The organism is Salegentibacter tibetensis (genome assembly GCF_020164485.1).
GTDB lineage: Bacteria > Bacteroidota > Bacteroidia > Flavobacteriales > Flavobacteriaceae > Salegentibacter > Salegentibacter tibetensis.
In genome coordinates, this window is record NZ_JAIQZA010000011.1 from 34006 (window position 1) to 52976 (window position 18971).

Here is an 18971-nt window from a genome sequence, read left to right on the forward strand (position 1 = left end):
TCAATTATTTTTTCTTTCGGCGTTGTTCTTTTTTAAAGCCAGCCTGTATTCCGCAAGAATCACCTTTACATCATCATTCATTTTATCACTAAGCTCTGCAACTGAACGGGAATCATACCCGTAAACTTTCCCAAAGTCTTCATCTTCATCGCGACCTCTTAAGTTTAGTTCTTTATCTACTATAAAAACGTAGGGAGTGTATGTGTCTTGCAGCTGATGCGGAGTATTGAAGCTTTTAAAAATCTCTTTTACTTCTGCTGAAGTTCCAAAAATGAATTTCCATTTTTCGGTTTCAGAAATACCGCTAAACTCTTCTTTAAACCTTTCGGCTTCTTCCCTGGCTTCTGCCGGTAAAACAACCATAAATTGAAAATCATTGAATTCGTAATATTTTTCAAGGATTTTTTGATCGAGATTAAAGGTATTTCCTTTTAGGTTATCAAGATCTTTCCCAAAGAAAGCCACAATACTTATTTTATCTTTTAAACTAACCTGTTCGCCATCGAGGCTTTCAAATTCTGAAACATCATTAACCCCTTCGGTTAAAACAGGTAATTTGGCAAAATTATTTTGCCCTGAAGCGAAAAACATATAAGCAATAATAGGCAATGCGAAGAGCACTAAAAGTACCAAAAACTTTTTCATAGTCCTGTCTATAGAAGTGGATGCAAAAATAAAAAGACGGTTTTACAAAACCGCCTTTCTATACATTTTTAACTTTTAGGTCTTTTAAAAATCCCAGGCTACGTGGTTATTTTTAAATACCTCATAAATATAGTCTCCCTCTGTGAGAAGTATAAAAATAAGGTAACTAACAAGAAAGACCGCCGTCCAAACTATCGCCCTTCGCAGCCCTTTGGTTTCCCCCTCAAGATGCATAAAAGACCAGGCAATATAATAGGCTTTATAAATTGTAAGTATGATAAAGATCCAGTTAAGGAGCGACATACTTAAAAAAGAAGTTCCGGTTAAAAATTCGGGTTTTAAAATCCCCAAAACAACTTCTACAAGTGTAACTATGGATAGGATTACAAAAACCGTCCAGATCCTTTTTGTATTAGATTCGTGATGATGTGCTGTATCGTGTGCCATTTTTATTTATTTCTGAAATTATACCAGGTAAAAGAATGTAAAAACAAATACCCAAACTAAATCTACAAAGTGCCAGTAAAGACCTACTTTTTCTACCATTTCGTAATTCTTTCTACGCTCATAGGTTCCAAGAATCACATTGAAGAAAATAATGATGTTGATAAGCACCCCTGAAAAAACGTGGAAACCGTGAAAACCGGTAATAAAGAAAAAGAAATCACCAAACAATGGTGGCCCATATTCATTACGGGTTAGGTTAGCGCCTTCTACCACGCCAACGGCTTCGCTATCTAATTTAGCCAAGGATTCCTCGCGGGAAAGGATAGTTTTTTCACCCTCCTCAGTCATTATTTGCGTTCTTATTAAAAGATCTGGATTTGCAGCAAAACCAGCTTTTACTTCTTCTATAGAATAAGACGGTAAAGATCTTTCACTTTCAAACCATACTCCACTTCTGGCCTCATGTTCTACTCTTACTGATGCTTCCGGAACTGCAATATCGGCAAGAGCCACCCTGTGACCTTCACCATCGATAAACTGCAGCACATTACCTCCATTAGTATAAACTGCCCCATAAGTACCATTGATAAAATTTTTCCATTCCCATGCTTGAGAACCAAGGAAAATAACCCCACCAATAATGGTTAGGAACATATAAAAAGTAACTTTTCCTTTCTTCAACTGGTGACCGGCATCTACTGCCAATACCATAGTTACCGAAGAAAAAATAAGAATAAAAGTCATTAATGCCACGTAATACATTGGAGCATCTACCCCGTGTAAAAATGGAAAGTGATTAAAAACTTCATCGGCAATTGGCCATGAATCCAGAAATTTAAATCGCGAAAATCCATAAGCTGCAAGAAAACCAGAGAAGGTAAGTGCATCGGAAACGATGAAAAACCACATCATCATTTTGCCATAGCTGGACTTTAAAGGTTCATTTCCACCACCCCAGGTTTTACCTTCGGTGCCTGTTCTAACAACAGTAGCTTCCATAGAAGAGTATTTAAATTTTTAAGTATTGCGCAAAAATACGCAATTTTATTATCTAAAGAAATATAAAAAGACAAACAGGTATATCCACATAAGGTCAACAAAATGCCAAAAAGTCGCACCCAGCTCAATTCCAAGCATTTGACCTTTTTTATAACGTTGTTTAAAATGGTTATAAATTACTACTAAAAGCGCTATGATCCCCGCCAATAGATGCGCCATATGCACTAATACCAATACATAGATAAAAGAAGTAGTGATACTGCTTTCGCTTCCGGTAAAGTAATAACCTTCTCCAATAATTTCTGTAAAACCATTAAATTGAAGAGCAACAAACAGCACCGCAAGTATCAATGTTCCAATAAGCAAAGCTGAAGCGTTTCTTCGATTTCCTGAAAGAACACTCTGTTTTGCCAGAATAAAAGTAACACTACTGAACACTATTACAATTGTACTCCAAAAGAAGGCACTGGGTAGTTCAAATTCCGTTAGCCAATCTGGTCTTGTTTTACTCACTACATATGCACTGGTTAAACCTCCAAATGTCATCACCATGCTAATTATACCAAACCAGAGCATCATCTTTTTTGCCCTGTCGTATTTGTGCTTTTCGCCACCCTGAGTTAAATCCATTGTCTTATAAATTTATCCAAAACATATACTATTTGTAGCAGCGTAATATAGGATACGCTCGCGAACATTAATTTTTTAGCAGCCTGTGCCGTTTTCTCTCTATACAATCTTAGAGCATAATACAACATTCCTAATCCCAGCAGCAGAATAATTGTCCCAGCTACTGGAGAAAGAAAGAGTTTTCCTGTAACTCCAAAAACCGGAATTAAAGAGACTAAAATTGTCCATACGGTATAAAGAATAATCTGAATTGCAGTTCCTTTATCCCGTTTTCCGGTAGGCAACATAAAGAAGCCCCCCTTTTTATAATCGTCAAACAGCCACCAGCCAATAGCCCAAAAATGCGGAAACTGCCAGAAAAACTGTATCATAAACAAAGTACCAGGCTCTATACTGAATTCTCCTGTTGCTGCCACCCAACCCAGCATAAAAGGAATAGCTCCCGGGATTGCACCTACAAAAACAGCTAATGGGGTTTTAGTCTTTAGTGGAGTATATAAACTTACATACAAAAAGATACTTATCGCCCCAAACATTGCCGTTTTAGGGTTAATAATGTATAAAACTATAAGTCCGGCGATGGTAAATACACTTGCGATAACAAAGGCGGTACTTACCGACATTCTACCATCGGGTATTGGCCGGTTTTTTGTGCGATCCATAAGCGCATCAAGGTCGCGCTCTATAATTTGATTATAAGCATTAGACGCACCAACCATAAAATACCCTCCTATTGCCAACAAAAAAACAGTCACAAAATCTATACTATCGGCGCCCAGGAAATAACCTGCAACCGAGGAAAACACCACGCTTACGGCAAGCCGCACCTTGGTAATCTCTTTAAAGTCTGTTAGGATAGAAGCCGAGGGAGTATGTACACCGGTGCTGCTCAAAAATAGGTTTTTTAAATTGGCGCAAAGATACTCCTTAATTAAGTTTTGGCAAGGGGGCAAAAATGTTAATTTTCAGCACTTAGCGAATTGAAGGAATATTCAAAAAAATATATAAAATGTCTTCTTTAAAGAAGCGATTGCCCTAATAATCGTAATACCAGTTAAAAATATCAGTTCGTAAGCCGAAATTTATCCACGAAGTAGTATTATCAAAATTCTGCGGTGTCTTTACATCGGGGTTAAAAGAGCGATAAATAAAACTTCCGTAAAGCTTCAAATTTGTAGCCGGATTTACTATATATCCCGCTTCTACACTGGAAAATAGAGAATAAGCAGTATTTCCCTGCCCGATCTTCACCCCTGTTTCAAATGGGCGCTGGCGTTCACTGGTATAAATATCGCCTCCATAAGCAAACTGGTCATTTGCCATATTAAAATCGAAACCTCTTTTTCCGTAGATCACTTTAGCATCACCATACCATCTATCTTTTTTATATCTCGCAATAGCCAGAATTTCCCTGAAATTCGAACCCCACAGGTGCGCCATAGACTGGTTGTTATGGCCATAATTTAAAACTCCGGTATTATGGGTGTAAGTATAAGGACGCACCTGATTATATTCTGCCTGAAGAAATAACCCCGGAATTTTAAAAGCATCAAAATATTTTATTCCCAATTGATATCCCAGTTTATTCTTCCAACTTTGCTGGCCACCAAAAACATCAGAAGTTGAGAATTCATCTATAATCCATTGTCCATAAACGTTGATTTGATCTGAAAACTTATATTTTGAAGTAAGGCCAATTACTGCATTCCCGCCCCGAGCACCGGTAGAAAATTCTATAGCCCGGTAAAAAACAACCGGATTCAAATAATTTAAATCAAACCCTCGATTATTGTCGTTTTCCCAAACTACAGATTCAAACAAACCAATATTAAGTCTTTTAGTTACATTATAACTTAAATAATGATTCGCCATATATTTTGTTCTGAAAGAACCATTTTCGGTAACCGCCGGTCTCACATCACGTAAAGACATCCAGGTATTGGTGTATTTTAACTTCCAGAAAGTGGTATTCATTTTAAAATAAGGATATGGAGATGCATTATCGCTCATTAGAAGCGAGCGATAACCGTCCCCAATAAAGTTTTTACCATGACCAAACTGAAGATTAAAGAATTTATTAGGCGCATAGGATAAATAACCTTCGGCTACGGGATAGTCATAACCTTCATCCATAAAAGGTTTTGCAATTCCCCTACCTGGTATTATAGCGGGATCTCCCCCATCTGGTCTTAGAGATTCTGCGAAGCGATTGTAATAATCGGCAAATCGTCCCTGATTTTCGTAAACAACGGTGTAAAAATTAAAATTCTTCCCTAAGCCTCCCTGAAAAATTAACGCCCTGGTATTATTATAGGTAAAATCGAATTCTGTTTGTTGAAAATCTTTACCCAACTGAAGATCTAAAGCAAAATCTAAAGTGAACCAGTAATCCTCTGTTTGATATTGCACTAAATGTTCATTCGATAACTTCCTGCCGAACCAGGAGTTTGCATCCCTAAGCATTTTATCTTCCTCAGCTTTAAAATCGTAATATTCAGAAACCTCAGAAAAAAGCAAAGGCTTGGAACCCGAATGGGTGTTCACACCTATTTTATTGAATTCAGCATCAAACCTGCTGTAGAATTCGTGCGAAAGCGGAATATTTATTTGACTCTCATACCGTGGCCGAGTAAATTCTCCCGATTGAATTTCATCATATTCATCAGTTAAATCTTTTTCATCATTTTGTGGAAAAACACCAGAAGCTTCGGTAATATCTTCAGAAGTCATGGAAAATTGCTCCATATTTAACTCCAGGGGAATTTTCACAGGCATTTTAAACTGGACAAAGATAGGCCTTGCATTATATGTGGCAGGTTCAATTTGAGGCAGCAAGTCAAAAACACGCTGCATCTCTTCTTTTAACCCGGAATATGCTGCATCAGTGTAAATAATATTAAAAACCCCACTTTTATCAACTTCAAAAATCACCGTGATCTCTCCCTTATATCCTTCCCTGCTCACTTCAGCAGGAATCTGATAATTATTCAAGACAAATTCCCTCAAAGTATTTTTAAAGCAAGTCTCTTTATTAGTAAAATCTACATCAACACATTGTGGAAATTCAGGAAAGCGCTCGTTATTGCTTTGAGCGTGGCCTTTTAAACTAATTATACTTAACAAGACCAGAAGAAACAGGTAGTTCTTCATACTAAAACTAGGGAAAGATTGGTTACACCTTCGAAATATACATTTTTTTGCATAAAGTAAACTAGCATAAAATAAAAAATCCCGGGATAAACCCGGGATTTTAATTTTATTTTAAAAAGTATACTTAGTCCTGAACCTGGAATACAATTGGCAAAGAATACATAACTCCAACTGCTTTACCACGCTGTTTACCTGGCTGCATACTAGGCAATTTATTAATTACTCTGGCAGCTTCGCGCTCTAACCTAGGGTGAGGCGCTCTGGACTGTACGTTAGTAATATTCCCTTTTGCATCAATTTTAAACTGAACGATTACTCTGTTTACACCAGAAAGACCAAGCTCTGCACCGAGATCTGTATCAAAGTTACGGTTTACGTGCTGACTAATCTTTTGACTCATACATTGCTTACGCTCTTCGTTGTTCTTTAGGTTTTCACAACCTGGGAAAATTGGCACATCCTCGATAACTGCGAAAGGTACATCTGCAACTTCTTCTTCAGAAGGCGCTTCTACAACTTCCTCTACCTCAACAATGTCATCCATACTGGTTTCAGTAGACTCAATTTCATCTTCTTCTACCTCTTCCTCATCCTCTACAACTTCAATAACCTCTGGCGCTGGAGGTGGAGGTGGAGGTGGTGGAGGCGTATTCTGCATCTCTGTAATTGGGATATCTTCATCATCTAAATCGTCCATGTTTAACTGGCCGGTATCAATGGCATCCTTGTCGTAAGTCTTCCATTCGATTGCTCGCCAGGTAATTAAAAGGACCAGAATAAGCCCCAATTGAAGAAAGAATACACTCTTTCTCTTTAAATCGGCTTTCGGATTTTTCTTTGGTTCCATAATAGGTTATTGATTAATAAGGATTGCTAAATTAAATATTTTTTCTAAAAAATTAAATTAATCTTACTATTTAACCTTTTTAGACTCTTTTCAAAAAAAAGAAAGATAACAACAGCAAGTAAAACTCCAGCAGTATTAGCCAAAATATCATACCAATCTGGCTCTCGGTAACTGGTAAGTGTCCCTTGTAAAACCTCAATTAACATACCAAACAGTATCGAGAGGCCCGCTATTTTAAACAGGTTTTTTTTATAAGGACTTTCAGGCTTACTTTTTAGTATAAAATAGACCTTCCACAGCAACACCAGCCCGAAATAGGCTACAAGATGCAACATTTTATCTGTAGGGCTAAAACTCCCTACACTAATTTTACCAAGTTTCACTAAAGATGAAATCGTAAGTACAATTGTGTAAAGACCCGCTACAAATAAGCATATTCTAGCTACCAAGAACTTCTTTATAGGCATCGGCACTTAAAAGATCTTCCAGTTGAGATTTATCTGAAAATTTTATTTTAATCATCCAACCTTCTCCGTAAGGATCTGAATTCACTTTTTCCGGCTCATCTTCAAGGCTCTCATTGAATTCAATTATCTCGCCAGATAAAGGCAAATAAAGATCTGAAACTGTTTTTACAGCTTCTACAGTTCCAAACACCTCTTCTTTATCAAGTGTTTCATCTACGGTCTCTACTTCTACGTATACGATATCTCCCAATTCTCCCTGGGCGAAATCTGTAATACCTATTGTAGCTGTATCACCTTCTACCTTAATCCATTCGTGGTCTTTGGTGTACTTTAAATCTTGTGGAATGTTCATTAGTTCTATTTTATATTAGGGCAAAGTTAATTTTTTAAAGCAATACTTCAAACAAGCCTCAATTAATTTCCAAAATTATATCTAAGGGTTATCCCAGATCTTATGGTTGTTTGCGGAAATGCGGTAGAAACAGCATATTCAGAAAAATTGTGTTCATAGTAAAATATTGCGGTAAGATTACTGGAAATCGCATAATCTGTAGTAAAATTAATACGCCATATATCCTGACCCGCAATAACCTGGCTGGTTTCCAAATCTAAATACCTGATAATACTTTTATTCCTTCTGAAGGAAACGTCTGCTTTAAAATTAAGGTCACTACTTAAAATCCGGTTAGTTCCCCCCAGGCCGGTAGCGATCCTCAAATCCCTAATTCTATAACCGGCCCCAAGAATGTATTCGTTCCCGGTTGTTTCTGTCAACAAATTATTATCAAAACTTAAAGAAAGCATTCTATCCTTTCGTATTTCCGCCAGTAATTGAATGGCATTCTTGGTTTCCAGGTCCAATCGAAATAAAGGAGTGAATAATTCGGTTAAAACAATATTGGAATACAACATAGGGTTTTTAAAATCTCCTGCCTGGTTGGTTTCAAATTCATTCTCAGGATCGTAATCCAGGTTGGTTTGAAATTGATTGATGGTATAATTGGACTGATACCCATGATTAATGGAAATTCTCCTGAATTTATCCTTAAACCATCCAATTCGCATTAAACCGGTATATTTCATATTCCAGTTTGGCAACGGCATGTCTCTAAAAGCACCCAGTTTAATATTTTCAGGATCATTCCCCCCATAAGCCGAAACAAAGGCAGGTAATAATACAGCCTGGTTTGTTTTTCCAATTCCTGCCGGATACCCTTCTTCATCTACATCGTTAGGGTTCATACCTCGCTCTCTTGCAATACGGCGGGCTATTTCCAGTCGGCTCTCTCTAAAACTTTCAAAAGTTTCTGAAGATTGTTCGTCAGACTGATTAAAGGCAGTTTTAATAAGAATAGTAGAGATATTAAAGTTTCCGTAGTTATAAGGCGTTAAAGAAATATACTCCATGGTAATGGGATTCACCCTGAAATTCTCTGAAAAGCTTTCAGAATAATTACGGTTTGCACTTATGTCTACAGTAAGATCGGGGATAATATCCAGAGAAGCCTGTACATCTAATTGTTCATTTTTTAAAGTAGAATATTGCTGATTAAAATTCTGAAAGGTAGTTAACCATCCTCTTCTTGCCGCGGTATACCTTACCTCATCCTGCCAGCCAAAGGTAAAGGCTGTACTTGGCTGTAAGGTTCCCATAAAACCAACACTGGGCGTATAACCGGGAAGAAAAGTCCCTTCATTTTGTCGATAGTTTATTTGCAATCTGCTTAAAATGGTGACAAAATCTACAAATGTATTAAAGCTTTTGCTGGTTTTCTCAACCACCTCAGCGTTCTGGGTGCGCTGTTCATCTTGCGGGGTTCCATCTAGCGTAGGCACACCTGCGCTTCGTTGTTTCATGGTTTGCCCGGCTCTACCTTCTTTCTTTTCCAGTCCCAAATAAGAGTATAGTGATTGCATATCCAGACTTGCATTTATTTGGTGAGAACTGGAATTTTGCACACTGTTACCGATATCGGGGATACCTTCAAGGTTCTCGTAAATCCTGGATCCACGCTGCCATTGGAAATCGCCGGTGTACGAATAAGTGGCATTTATAAATTCTAACACAGGAATTTTATCAAAAGGGATATCATAATTTACCTGTAGGTTTTGAAAATGCAAATCTGGAGCACCAATACTGAAGAAGTTATCCCAAACCCCAATTTCGTTATTAGGAAAACCGTCTTCGTCTATATAGTTTCTAACAATTCTATTGTTTGAAGCATTAAAGCTGAAGTTTAACGAATTGGTAAGGTTGTAATTTATGCCGTATTCCCAGTTAAACATATAGTTGCGCTGATATAGCGTTGGGATTCCCAAATCATCATCTGAAAGTTCCAGCGATCTGAATTTTTGTTCATTATATTGCCTTAAAATTGTAGAACTCGCATTAATGTTAGAAGGAAGTAAATTCACATTAAAATCTTTCACCAATGAATAATAATCACTACTATCTAAAGCCGCAATATTTTTGAAAGGCTCTACCTGCTTTGGCTCAAAATTAAATTCGTAGGTAGCTCCTGCCCGCACATTTTGGTTAAGGGATTCTTCAATTTCAAAATCCCTGTGATCTACCTGATTATAAGAACTTGTAAAAGCAAAATTTTCGATATCATAAGGCATAGGTTTTGCCTCGCCGGTGCGTTCTTTGCGCAAGCCAATAATATTCACACTCTGGCGCTTGGTATAAGATTGAGATTGCCTTTTTACACGATCCCTTTCTGTGGGATCTACAATATCGGCGAGCCGGGTCTCCAATTCCAAATCAAGAAATTCCTGATCGAATTTTGGGGTAATCAATTCTTCTCCCCTGCTATAATTAAAAGGAATTTTCACACCCCATTTTTCCGGAAGCAATTGCCCTGCATTTATATTGGTGACCACATCATACTGCTGGGAGTTTTCCCTGCTTCGTTGGTTTGGCCCCTGTTCCAATGTCCCGAAACCAACGGTACTTTTTCTTCCAGTCGCGGCTACCGAGGCAAAATCGGCTAAATTGGTATCCATATTTATGATACTCGCCCAGCCCCCTTCGTTATCAAGGTCTGAAAGCCTTAATTCGTTAAACCAAACCTCCCCACATAAATCCTGTACGCCGTTGGTTGGCGTCCCGTTCTTTAATCCCAACATTAACACCCGCACATTTCCAAAACTGGGATTACCTTTTATTCCCAGGCGTAATTGCCCCATTTCATAGGATTCTTCTTCATCTATTCGATCTAAATTCTCGGTAAAGAAATTTAACTCCCCTGAATTTAGCGCCGGATCCCCCAGAACACTGGTCTTAATTCTTTGTAATAGCTCCAGTGGCAATTCCATACGGTTTACCGCCGGCCAGATATCCTCGGCTGTCATCGCGCCGAAAGCGGTGGGACTTAAAGGCACTTCTACCTGATAATAGTTATCGGTAAAATCTGTCCCTATCCTTAAAAAAGCAATTAACTGCCCCTCTTTTAAGGGTGTCCTGTTTGGCAGCGATTCGGCGTGTAAAAACATTTTAAGTTTTTTATACTGCCGCATATCTATTTGGAAATTCTTGTAAACCGCTCTCGCATCCTGTGGCTCCAGGTCACAAACCCTAAGCGAAAGGGATTGTTCATTTTGCCTGATGTTCGTATTGTTTTCGAAAAGTTCTTCTCTTATCACTCCGGGAGGCAAAACATAGGGCACCGGTTGACGATTTTCATTTTCCTCAATATTTACCGCTGAAACTTCAAAAAGGGTATTTTGATTTTCCGGCAGTATGTTCCTATCTCTTAAACCACGGTTATACCTTCGGTAATCCCCTCTTACCAACTCCATAGTTCCAAACCTCAATAAAGTTTCTTCCTGAAACCCGCTAAGGAACATCCTCATGAACCTTATCGACCTGTAATCTGCTATACCTCCTTTAGAATCTGTTGGTTCGTAAATAGGAATTTTAAACTGAAGCCAGCGAACAGGAAGTTCATTTCCGTTTCTAAGCGTGGTGGTAAGCTCTTTTTCATCGGTAATATATTGGTTGTTCTCAATGCCCATGCCCGGAAAGAAAGGTATTTCATATTCAAAATAACTATCTATGGTGTTCATCGTATTATCTCGATTCACATCTTCGGCAGTGGGCAGGGTGGTATTTCCCCTGTTGGTATCGCCAACTTCTGGCGGCGAATTTCCATCTACGCCATTATAGTTCTTATAACGGGTTACAATATCCCCGGTTGTATTGAGAAAATACTCATAATTATCTGCCGCTGGATCGGGAAAGTTGGCGAACTCGGGGAATTTTAAAGCTTCCTGTGCGTCTGAAAGTCCGTCGTACCCCACATCCTGATTTCTACGCTCGTCTCCTTCTGAATCAAAAGCGTAAATTAAGGATTGATCTGCCGGAACCCTTGCTAACTGTGTTTCTATCGTGTTTTCAGTTCCACCGGTTCGTGGCAATCCATTTTCATACTGCTTACGCCCGTCTTTTACTACATCTTCAGAAATATTCCCCAGATTAAAATTGATAGTTCCTGCTGAGTGTCCGATGTTTTCAGAATAAATATAGGGATCCATCACCCAAAATTCTATAAACTCTACATTGCTTTGCTCAAAATTAGTGGTATTGATCCCACGCATAATTCCCCCGAAATTTTGCGAAGGATTAGGCAAAGTACCATCTGTAGCCGAAGGATTAAAATTGTAAGGGCCCCGTTCTTCCGGGAAATAAGAAACATCCATAGTATAAACCACCTGCGGTTGTCCCTGTACAACATCGATATTAGGGAAAATCTCACTTAGGGCCACCCTTCTGGTTGCATAGGTTGAAATATCGTTGTCTGAAATTCCATCGGGGCGATTATTACTATAGAAAACAGGATCTATGGTATACCAGGCCATTTTTGCCCTTCTTTGTCCAACTTTAATATCACCGTTGGCCAGCTCTCCCCCAAAACCTAGCGGAACACTACTTAATTCCCAGCTAAGTGGGGCACTAATATCTATGGTAGTTTGGGCTGCTTCAAAATCGTCTATATAAGTAGTTGCCTCGCCCTGAAAATCATTTATTGCCGGTGCTCCCGGCTGCAGATAAGCAAATTCCCCGGTCACAGAAAAATTAGAAGGCACATCGGTATCAATATTAGGCAGTTTATTAACCAGCCTTGTAAACAAAGGGACTTCTGTAGAATAATTTACATTAAAACCAAATATGGAGTTATTGATGGGCTCATAACTATAATTGGCCTTTTGCGTAAGCGGCCGCTCCCTCAGGTTTAAAAAAGTGGCTCCTACCAGAAAATTTTCATTAAACAAATGCTCTACATTTAAGCCTGTAAAACGTTTAGTTTGCTGGCCAAATAAAGCATTATTTTCGGTATTTACCTGAATCGGGATATCTGAAGCAAGCAAAGCTTCATCTAAAATTTGCACCCTTCCCAGCTCATAATTTACCACATAGTCCACACCTTCCTGCAAAAGCCTTCCGCCGGCAGTTACGGTTACCGATCCTGGTGGAAGGTTAAAACCAATTGGAATTCCTTCAACTTCCCCCGACTTATACCTTCCCTTTAATTGAAATTTATTTTTATCGGCGTCTTCCTGTTCTGCCTGAGTTTTCGTGGTTCGGTACAGGGAGCGGAAAACATATTTTTGCTGATTCGCATTCCAGGTTTCAGTATTATTATAATCTTCTGTCCCGGTATTTGGGGAATTATCCAGCTCTTCAAATAAATGCTTACCAAATGGTTCCACCGTTGTAAAAATAATATTCCCGTTTTGAGGGTCTATCGTTAGCCCGGGCACATAATCAAAAAATCCATCTCCGCCATTTATAGGGTCGTTATTATTATTTAATTTATCCAGGTTAAAAACCCTGAGCAAAGGTGTTTCCCTAACATCTTCAGGTAATGGCACTGAGCCATCCCCGGCAGGTTTTATATAGTTTAAAGGCTGCGGATCTGTATACAAAATATTCATCCTGAAATCTTCCCGCTCCAATTGATAAGCCCCAAGACTATAAATATTCTTCATCATTAAATCCCAAACCGGTTCATCTACATTTGTAATGGTACTTTTAAGCATTTTAACCACCAGGTTTTGGTTTACCCGCTGGTTTGTACCCGGCTCTCCATTTGGATTTTGATTTGGGTTCTGGACAGGGTTATTATCTCCGGTAGCATTCACCCCATCGTTAGCAAACTCTCCAACCTGGTAAACTTCTCCATTTGCGGTGTATTGAAAAGCTATCGCAAGTATCTCATCGTTACTTAATCTTTGGTTTAAGGAAATATAACCAAGTTGTGTATTTAGGGTATATTCATTAGGCTGTAATTGCCTGGCGTTTTCCAGCTTGACATAATCTAAACCTTCTGAAACCTGGACCCCGCCAAAACCATTATCCACCGTTGCGACATCTCTAATGGCAGAGGTTAGAACAGATTCGACAGTGCCATCAATTCCAAAAGGGTTAAAATCGTTATTTGCATTATCGGGAAAACTTCCACCCGGCTGATTAAAAAATCCGGCTGGAATATTATCCAGGCCTACGTTCCCAGGCACATTGCTTTCTCCCAGATCCTGAATAGCGACAATATTCCTGGTATCGGTAAGGTTTTGAACATTATTTGTACGGTTGGTCACCCATACCTGAACCCTTTGAATCTGAATATTAGAATTGATAAAGGGATACTCCTTAAGGGCATCATCATAATTATCCCTAAAATAATGCGAAAGAAAAAAGTGCCTATCCTGGTCGTAATCCAAAGCAAACTTTTCAAACTCCTCTACAGTAGAGCCACCTTCCACATTTACCGTGCGCCGCTCAGATTTTTGTTCAGAAAAAACCCCGGTTATTCGGGTTTTCCCAAATTGCAATTCGGTTTTAAAACCGAATAGACTTTGTGCGCCTTGCATCAGCGCATTATTAAGCGGCATATTCACATTACCTACTTCAATCTTACGTATAATATCATCTTCAGTAGGCGTGTATTCCAGTTTTAACTGATTTTGAAAATCAAAAGTTGACTGGGTATCGTAATTAGCGGTAATTTGCAAACGCTCCCCTATTTGCCCGAGGAGACTAAGGCTTATACGCTGGTCAAAATCAAAGGTGAGATTTCGTCTGTTTCTTGGTGAAAATGCAGGATTATCCTGTTTAGTGTAAAGCAAGCCCAAATCCATCTCTACCGTTCCCTGCGGAACAATATTAATTTCTGAGCCTCCAAAAATGCTTTCAAAGAAATTATTATTTACATAAAAATCGGGAAGCAAATCCCGCTGAATTTCTTCTGTCCCCTCTTTTCGGCCAGCCTGCGCATCAGCTTTCAACTTAAAATAATTGCGCATTTCTTCGTCTAAAACCAGGTTTTCGAACTCTTCAGGTGTTAAAATTAAAGGTATGGAAAGGTCTAAATCCCCTAATTTTTCACGGTAAAAATATCGGTTTAGTACAGGGTCGTATTCGTAAAAGGAAGAAATGAGCTGAGAATCTGGTAGGGAAATTTCACCCAAAGCATACCCGGTTGCGGTGGTATCCTGGGGGGTTTCTTGTGCAGTGGAACTCAATGAAATCATCAAAGACAACAACAAGCTGAGCTTAACCGAAGTTGACAATTTCCAGTAATTGTGCCTCAATTCTTTACAAATTTTTAAGAGCCATTTTTATAGTAGATTCTACAGTAGGGCTAGTCGAATCTTTCATTATTTTATCTACTACCCTTGTAGCCTGCTTTCTTGCGAAGCCGAGAGTCTCTAATGCAGATAACGCTTCTTCCTTTATTGTATTGTCCTGAGGAACAAAAACTTCATTTTCTCCATAAACTTTCAATATTTTATCTTTTAAGTCTAAAATTACCCGCTGTGCAGTTTTAGCTCCAATTCCCTTAACACTTTGTATCGTAGGTACATCGGCATTTGCAATGGCTTCTTTTACCTGGTTGGGTTCTAAAGAAGATAACATTGTTCTTGCAGTGCTGGTTCCCACCCCCGAAACCGAAATTAACAACCTGAAAATATCGCGTTCTGATTTTTGATAAAAACCATAAAGCGTATGGGAATCCTCCTTTACGTGCAAATGGGTATAAATACTTATATTTTCTGAATCTGGAATTAGAGAAAAAGTGTGCAGGGAAATATGCACCATATACCCAACACCATTGCAGGCGATTACTAAGTATGTAGGATTCTTCTCAATTAATTGCCCCTTAAGATGATGAATCATAAATTTTAAACTTAACGGGCCAAATGTAGTAAAATAAAGTTAAGCCCGAAATCTTTAACCCGGGCTTAACTACTGTATTTCCACCTTATTTTACTCGATAATCGAGATTCAAATAATTTCTGGCTTACCTCAAAATTGAAATATTATTTCTTATGAATGTATCTTGGGCTTAGGTAGTTTACTTCTTTTGCTTTTTTTCTTTTTCCTGGGCGTCTACCACAGTTACCGCCGTCATATTCACAATTTCTTCTACACTTGCTCCAAGCTGAAGAATATGTACCGGCCGGCGCATTCCCATCATAATAGGACCAATAGAATCTACATTGTTCAGCTCCTTAATAAGTTTATAAGTACTGTTGGCAGAATCAAGGTTAGGGTAAATTAAAGTATTTACCTTTTTACCGGCCAGTTTTGAAAATGGAAATTTATTCTGAAGCATTTCGCGGTTTAGGGCAAAATCTGCCTGTAACTCCCCATCTACGTTTAAATCTGGATGGTTACGATGTAGATAAGAAACCGCATCTTTCACCTTTATGGCGCGAGGATCTTTAGACGATCCAAAGTTGGCATAGGACATCATCGCAATTACCGGTTCCAAACCAAAGAGCTTCACTGTTCTTGCCGTCATTTGCGCGATTTTAGCAAGATCTTTTGCCGGCGGATCTATATTGATTGAAGTATCACTAATAAACAATGGCCCTCTAGAAGTATTCATAAGGTTTGTGGCCGCTACACGGGTTACTCCGGTTGCCATTCCAATAAGTTCCAGCATTGGTTTTACCACCGCTGGATAGGCTCTTGAATAACCAGAAAGCAAGCCATCGGCATCGCCTTCGTTAACCATCATCGCAGCAAAATAATTGCGTTCACGCATCAGCTTTTCAGCATCATAAAGCGTAACACCACTACGATTTCTTGTTTTCCAGTATACCTGAGCGTAAGCTTTTCTATGTTCTTCTTCCTCATCAGATTTCGGATCGATAATGGCTACATCTTCATTAAAATCTATTTCTGCCATTAACTCCTTAATCACTTCCCGTCGACCTAACAAAATTGGAATTGCGACACCCTCATCATGCGCAATTTGCGCAGCTTTAAGAACATCGAGATGATCTGCTTCTGCAAAAACAACTCGTTTAGGATTCATTTTTGCGCGGTTAAGCAACAGTCTGGTAATCTTATTATCACTGCCCATTCTTTCAAGCAGCTCTTCTTCGTATTTCTCCCAATCCTGAATTGGTTGTCTTGCCACCCCGCTTTCCATAGCAGCTTTAGCTACAGCCGGAGGCACTTTGGCAATTAAGCGGGGATCAAAAGGTTTAGGTATAATATAATCTGAACCAAAGTTAAGCCTGGTTTCTCCATAAGCGATATTTACCTGTTCAGGCACCGGTTCTTTGGCCATTTCGGCCAGGGCTTTTACCGCAGCCATTTTCATCTCTTCGTTAATTTTTGTAGCTCTAACATCTAAAGCACCACGGAAAATAAATGGGAATCCAAGTACATTGTTCACCTGGTTAGGATGGTCACTTCTTCCTGTGGCCATAATCACATCCTTTCTGGTATCCATTGCCAGTTGATAATCGATCTCTGGATTTGGATTCGCCATCGCAAAAACGATAGGGCGCTTCGCCATACTTTTCAGCATTTCGGGAGAAACAATATCGGCTATAGAGAGGCCTACAAAAACATCGGCGTCCTTCATAGCCTCCTCCAGGGTGTCTATTTTTCTGGAAGTAGCAAACTCTACTTTCTCTCCAGAAAGGTTTGGACGATCTTTTCTAATTACGCCTTTACTATCTGTCATCACAATATTTTCTGCCTTTGCACCAAAAGCTTTATAGAGTTTGGTACAGGAAACCGCGGCGGCACCTGCGCCGCTTACTACGATTTTCACCTTAGACATTTTCTTTTTGGCGAGCTCTAATGCATTTAACAAAGCAGCGGCAGAAATAATCGCCGTACCGTGCTGGTCATCGTGCATTACCGGAATATCCAGTTCTGCTTTTAATCGCTGTTCGATTTCAAAAGCTTCAGGAGCCTTAATATCTTCAAGGTTAATTCCTCCAAAAGTTGGAGCAATGTTTTTTACGGTTTCAATGAATTTATCTACATCTTTGGTATCTACTTCAATATCAAAAACATCTATATCGGCGAAAATCTTAAAAAGTAAACCTTTTCCTTCCATCACCGGTTTAGATGCTTCAGGACCTATATCACCAAGGCCTAAAACTGCGGTTCCATTAGATATAACTGCAACAAGATTTCCTTTGGTAGTATATTTATAAGCATTTTCTTTATCTTTTTCTATCTCCAGACAAGGTTCTGCCACCCCGGGAGAGTATGCCAGGGAAAGATCCCTTTGCGTCGAATATTTTTTGGTAGGTACCACCTCTATTTTTCCAGGCTTGGGTTTGGCGTGATAAACCAGTGCTTCTCTTCTTTTTCTAGGATTATTGCTCATAATTTATTTTTTCTACTAACTACAAAGGTAGCAAGCTTAGCTGCAATATTGAACTTCTGCGGATAAAAGAAAACTTAAAACTCAGAAAATTGAAAGAATATTTCTCTAAGGAAATATTTATGAACATTTAATAATCAGATAACTGCTTTATTTTAAATCATGTGATTAAAATCTAAATTTTACATCACTTAACTTAATTTTTGATTTAAATATTAGCCTTTAAGGAATTCAATATTTCTCTTTAGACCTTCAAATTTTGTCCTTTTTACTGCAGATTTTCTGAAGATTTCATTAAAAGTTTCTTTGGTAAGCTCTTCCCAACCCTGTTTATCCTTTTCCAGCAATTCGGGATGCGGGTTAAATAATGGCTCATTATGCGGTTTTGAAAACCGGTTCCAGGGACAAACATCCTGACAAATATCGCAGCCAAACATCCAGTCTTCAAACTGGTTCTTATAGGAATTGGGCAATTCATCTTTTAACTCTATCGTAAAATACGAAATGCATTTGCTGCCATCTACCTTGTAGGGCTCTACAATAGCATCAGTTGGGCAGGCATCTATGCAGGCGGTGCAACTTCCGCAGTGATCGGTAACCGGGGTGTCGTATTCCAGATCCAGGTCTACGATCAATTCTGCGATAAAATAAAAAGAACCGGTTTGCTTAGAAAGTAAATTGGAGTGTTTCCCAATCCAGCCGAGTCCGCTTTTTGCCGCCCAGGCTTTATCCATTACCGGTGCTGAATCTACAAAGGCGCGGCCGCTAATTTCCCCTATTTCCTCTTGCATAAACAGCAACAATTGTTTCAGTTTGCCTTTAATTACAAAATGATAATCCCTTCCGTAAGCATACTTGCTGATTTTATAGGAATCTTCGCGTTGAGTTTCTTCCGGATAATAATTCAGCAACAGTGAAATTACACTTTTCGAACCTTCTACCAGTTTGGTAGGATCCAGACGCTTATCGAAGTTGTTTTCCATCCAGCGCATTTCGCCGTGACGGTTTTTATTCAAAAATTCTTCCAGGCGTGGGGCTTCGGCTTCAAGGAATTCTGCTTTGGATATCCCGCATGAAAGAAAGCCGAGGCGTTTCGCTTCGGCTTTAATTAATGATGTATATCGCTCTTTTAGATTACTCATCATA

At 38.9% G+C, this 18971-nt stretch carries 13 protein-coding genes; all 13 read right to left on the minus strand.

Features of this window, described 5'->3' with window-relative positions; all coding sequences use genetic code 11:
* The 13 genes from LB467_RS07580 to queG all read right to left on the minus strand — a co-directional run bounded on the left by LB467_RS07580 (nucleotide 1) and on the right by queG (nucleotide 18967).
* Entirely contained in the window at nucleotides 1-645 is a 645-nt protein-coding gene (locus tag LB467_RS07580; protein ID WP_224473434.1) for a hypothetical protein, read from the minus strand.
* An 84-nt stretch (nucleotides 646-729) separates the two neighbouring features.
* Nucleotides 730-1092: a cytochrome C oxidase subunit IV family protein gene (locus tag LB467_RS07585; protein ID WP_224473435.1), complete on the minus strand. Its 363-nt coding sequence runs from the start codon at nucleotides 1090-1092 to the stop codon at nucleotides 730-732.
* 18 nt (nucleotides 1093-1110) lie between these two features.
* Nucleotides 1111-2091: a cytochrome c oxidase subunit 3 gene (locus tag LB467_RS07590; protein ID WP_224473436.1), complete on the minus strand. Its 981-nt coding sequence runs from the start codon at nucleotides 2089-2091 to the stop codon at nucleotides 1111-1113.
* 48 nt (nucleotides 2092-2139) lie between these two features.
* The gene (locus LB467_RS07595) at nucleotides 2140-2721 is read right to left on the minus strand and encodes a cytochrome c oxidase subunit 3 (protein ID WP_224473437.1); all 582 of its coding nucleotides are present in this window, start codon (nucleotides 2719-2721) and stop codon (nucleotides 2140-2142) included.
* Nucleotides 2712-3614, minus strand: a complete 903-nt coding sequence (gene cyoE, locus LB467_RS07600) for a heme o synthase (protein ID WP_224473438.1) — start codon at nucleotides 3612-3614, stop codon at nucleotides 2712-2714. The genes LB467_RS07595 and cyoE overlap by 10 nt, the downstream gene beginning before the upstream one ends.
* A 142-nt stretch (nucleotides 3615-3756) precedes the next feature.
* Nucleotides 3757-5871, minus strand: coding sequence for a gliding motility protein RemB (locus LB467_RS07605; RefSeq protein ID WP_224473439.1), 2115 nt, complete (start codon nucleotides 5869-5871; stop codon nucleotides 3757-3759).
* A 124-nt stretch (nucleotides 5872-5995) separates the two neighbouring features.
* Complete coding sequence (locus LB467_RS07610) at nucleotides 5996-6718, minus strand: energy transducer TonB (protein WP_224473440.1); 723 nt, start codon at nucleotides 6716-6718, stop codon at nucleotides 5996-5998.
* 44 nt (nucleotides 6719-6762) lie between these two features.
* Nucleotides 6763-7167, minus strand: coding sequence for a VanZ family protein (locus LB467_RS07615; protein ID WP_224473441.1), 405 nt, complete (start codon nucleotides 7165-7167; stop codon nucleotides 6763-6765).
* Nucleotides 7157-7537 (minus strand): glycine cleavage system protein GcvH, encoded by a 381-nt coding sequence (gcvH, locus tag LB467_RS07620; protein WP_224473442.1) that lies wholly within the window; start codon nucleotides 7535-7537, stop codon nucleotides 7157-7159. The genes LB467_RS07615 and gcvH overlap by 11 nt, the downstream gene beginning before the upstream one ends.
* A 62-nt stretch (nucleotides 7538-7599) precedes the next feature.
* Nucleotides 7600-14718 carry a T9SS outer membrane translocon Sov/SprA gene (sov, locus tag LB467_RS07625; RefSeq protein WP_224473502.1) on the minus strand — a complete coding sequence of 2373 codons (7119 nt, stop codon included), beginning with the start codon at nucleotides 14716-14718 and terminating at the stop codon, nucleotides 7600-7602.
* 64 nt (nucleotides 14719-14782) lie between these two features.
* Nucleotides 14783-15364, minus strand: a complete 582-nt coding sequence (gene ruvA, locus LB467_RS07630; RefSeq protein WP_224473443.1) for a Holliday junction branch migration protein RuvA — start codon at nucleotides 15362-15364, stop codon at nucleotides 14783-14785.
* Nucleotides 15365-15542: 178 nt separating this feature from the next.
* Nucleotides 15543-17828 (minus strand): NADP-dependent malic enzyme, encoded by a 2286-nt coding sequence (locus LB467_RS07635; protein WP_224473444.1) that lies wholly within the window; start codon nucleotides 17826-17828, stop codon nucleotides 15543-15545.
* Nucleotides 17829-18040: 212 nt separating this feature from the next.
* A complete protein-coding gene (gene queG / locus LB467_RS07640; RefSeq protein ID WP_224473503.1) occupies nucleotides 18041-18967 on the minus strand; it encodes a tRNA epoxyqueuosine(34) reductase QueG in 927 nt (308 codons plus the stop codon).
* Nucleotides 18968-18971 lie beyond the last annotated feature (4 nt).

Bases quoted from the DNA above. Each gene is read 5' to 3' on its own strand.
- LB467_RS07580 (WP_224473434.1), bottom strand. From the start codon at position 645: ATGAAAAAGTTTTTGGTACTTTTAGTGCTCTTCGCATTGCCTATTATT.
- LB467_RS07585 (WP_224473435.1), bottom strand. From the start codon at position 1,092: ATGGCACACGATACAGCACATCATCACGAATCTAATACAAAAAGGATC.
- LB467_RS07590 (WP_224473436.1), bottom strand. From the start codon at position 2,091: ATGGAAGCTACTGTTGTTAGAACAGGCACCGAAGGTAAAACCTGGGGT.
- LB467_RS07595 (WP_224473437.1), bottom strand. From the start codon at position 2,721: ATGGATTTAACTCAGGGTGGCGAAAAGCACAAATACGACAGGGCAAAA.
- LB467_RS07605 (WP_224473439.1), bottom strand. From the start codon at position 5,871: ATGAAGAACTACCTGTTTCTTCTGGTCTTGTTAAGTATAATTAGTTTA.
- LB467_RS07610 (WP_224473440.1), bottom strand. From the start codon at position 6,718: ATGGAACCAAAGAAAAATCCGAAAGCCGATTTAAAGAGAAAGAGTGTA.
- gcvH (WP_224473442.1), bottom strand. From the start codon at position 7,537: ATGAACATTCCACAAGATTTAAAGTACACCAAAGACCACGAATGGATT.
- sov (WP_224473502.1), bottom strand. From the start codon at position 14,718: ATGATTTCATTGAGTTCCACTGCACAAGAAACCCCCCAGGATACCACC.
- ruvA (WP_224473443.1), bottom strand. From the start codon at position 15,364: ATGATTCATCATCTTAAGGGGCAATTAATTGAGAAGAATCCTACATAC.
- LB467_RS07635 (WP_224473444.1), bottom strand. From the start codon at position 17,828: ATGAGCAATAATCCTAGAAAAAGAAGAGAAGCACTGGTTTATCACGCC.
- queG (WP_224473503.1), bottom strand. From the start codon at position 18,967: ATGAGTAATCTAAAAGAGCGATATACATCATTAATTAAAGCCGAAGCG.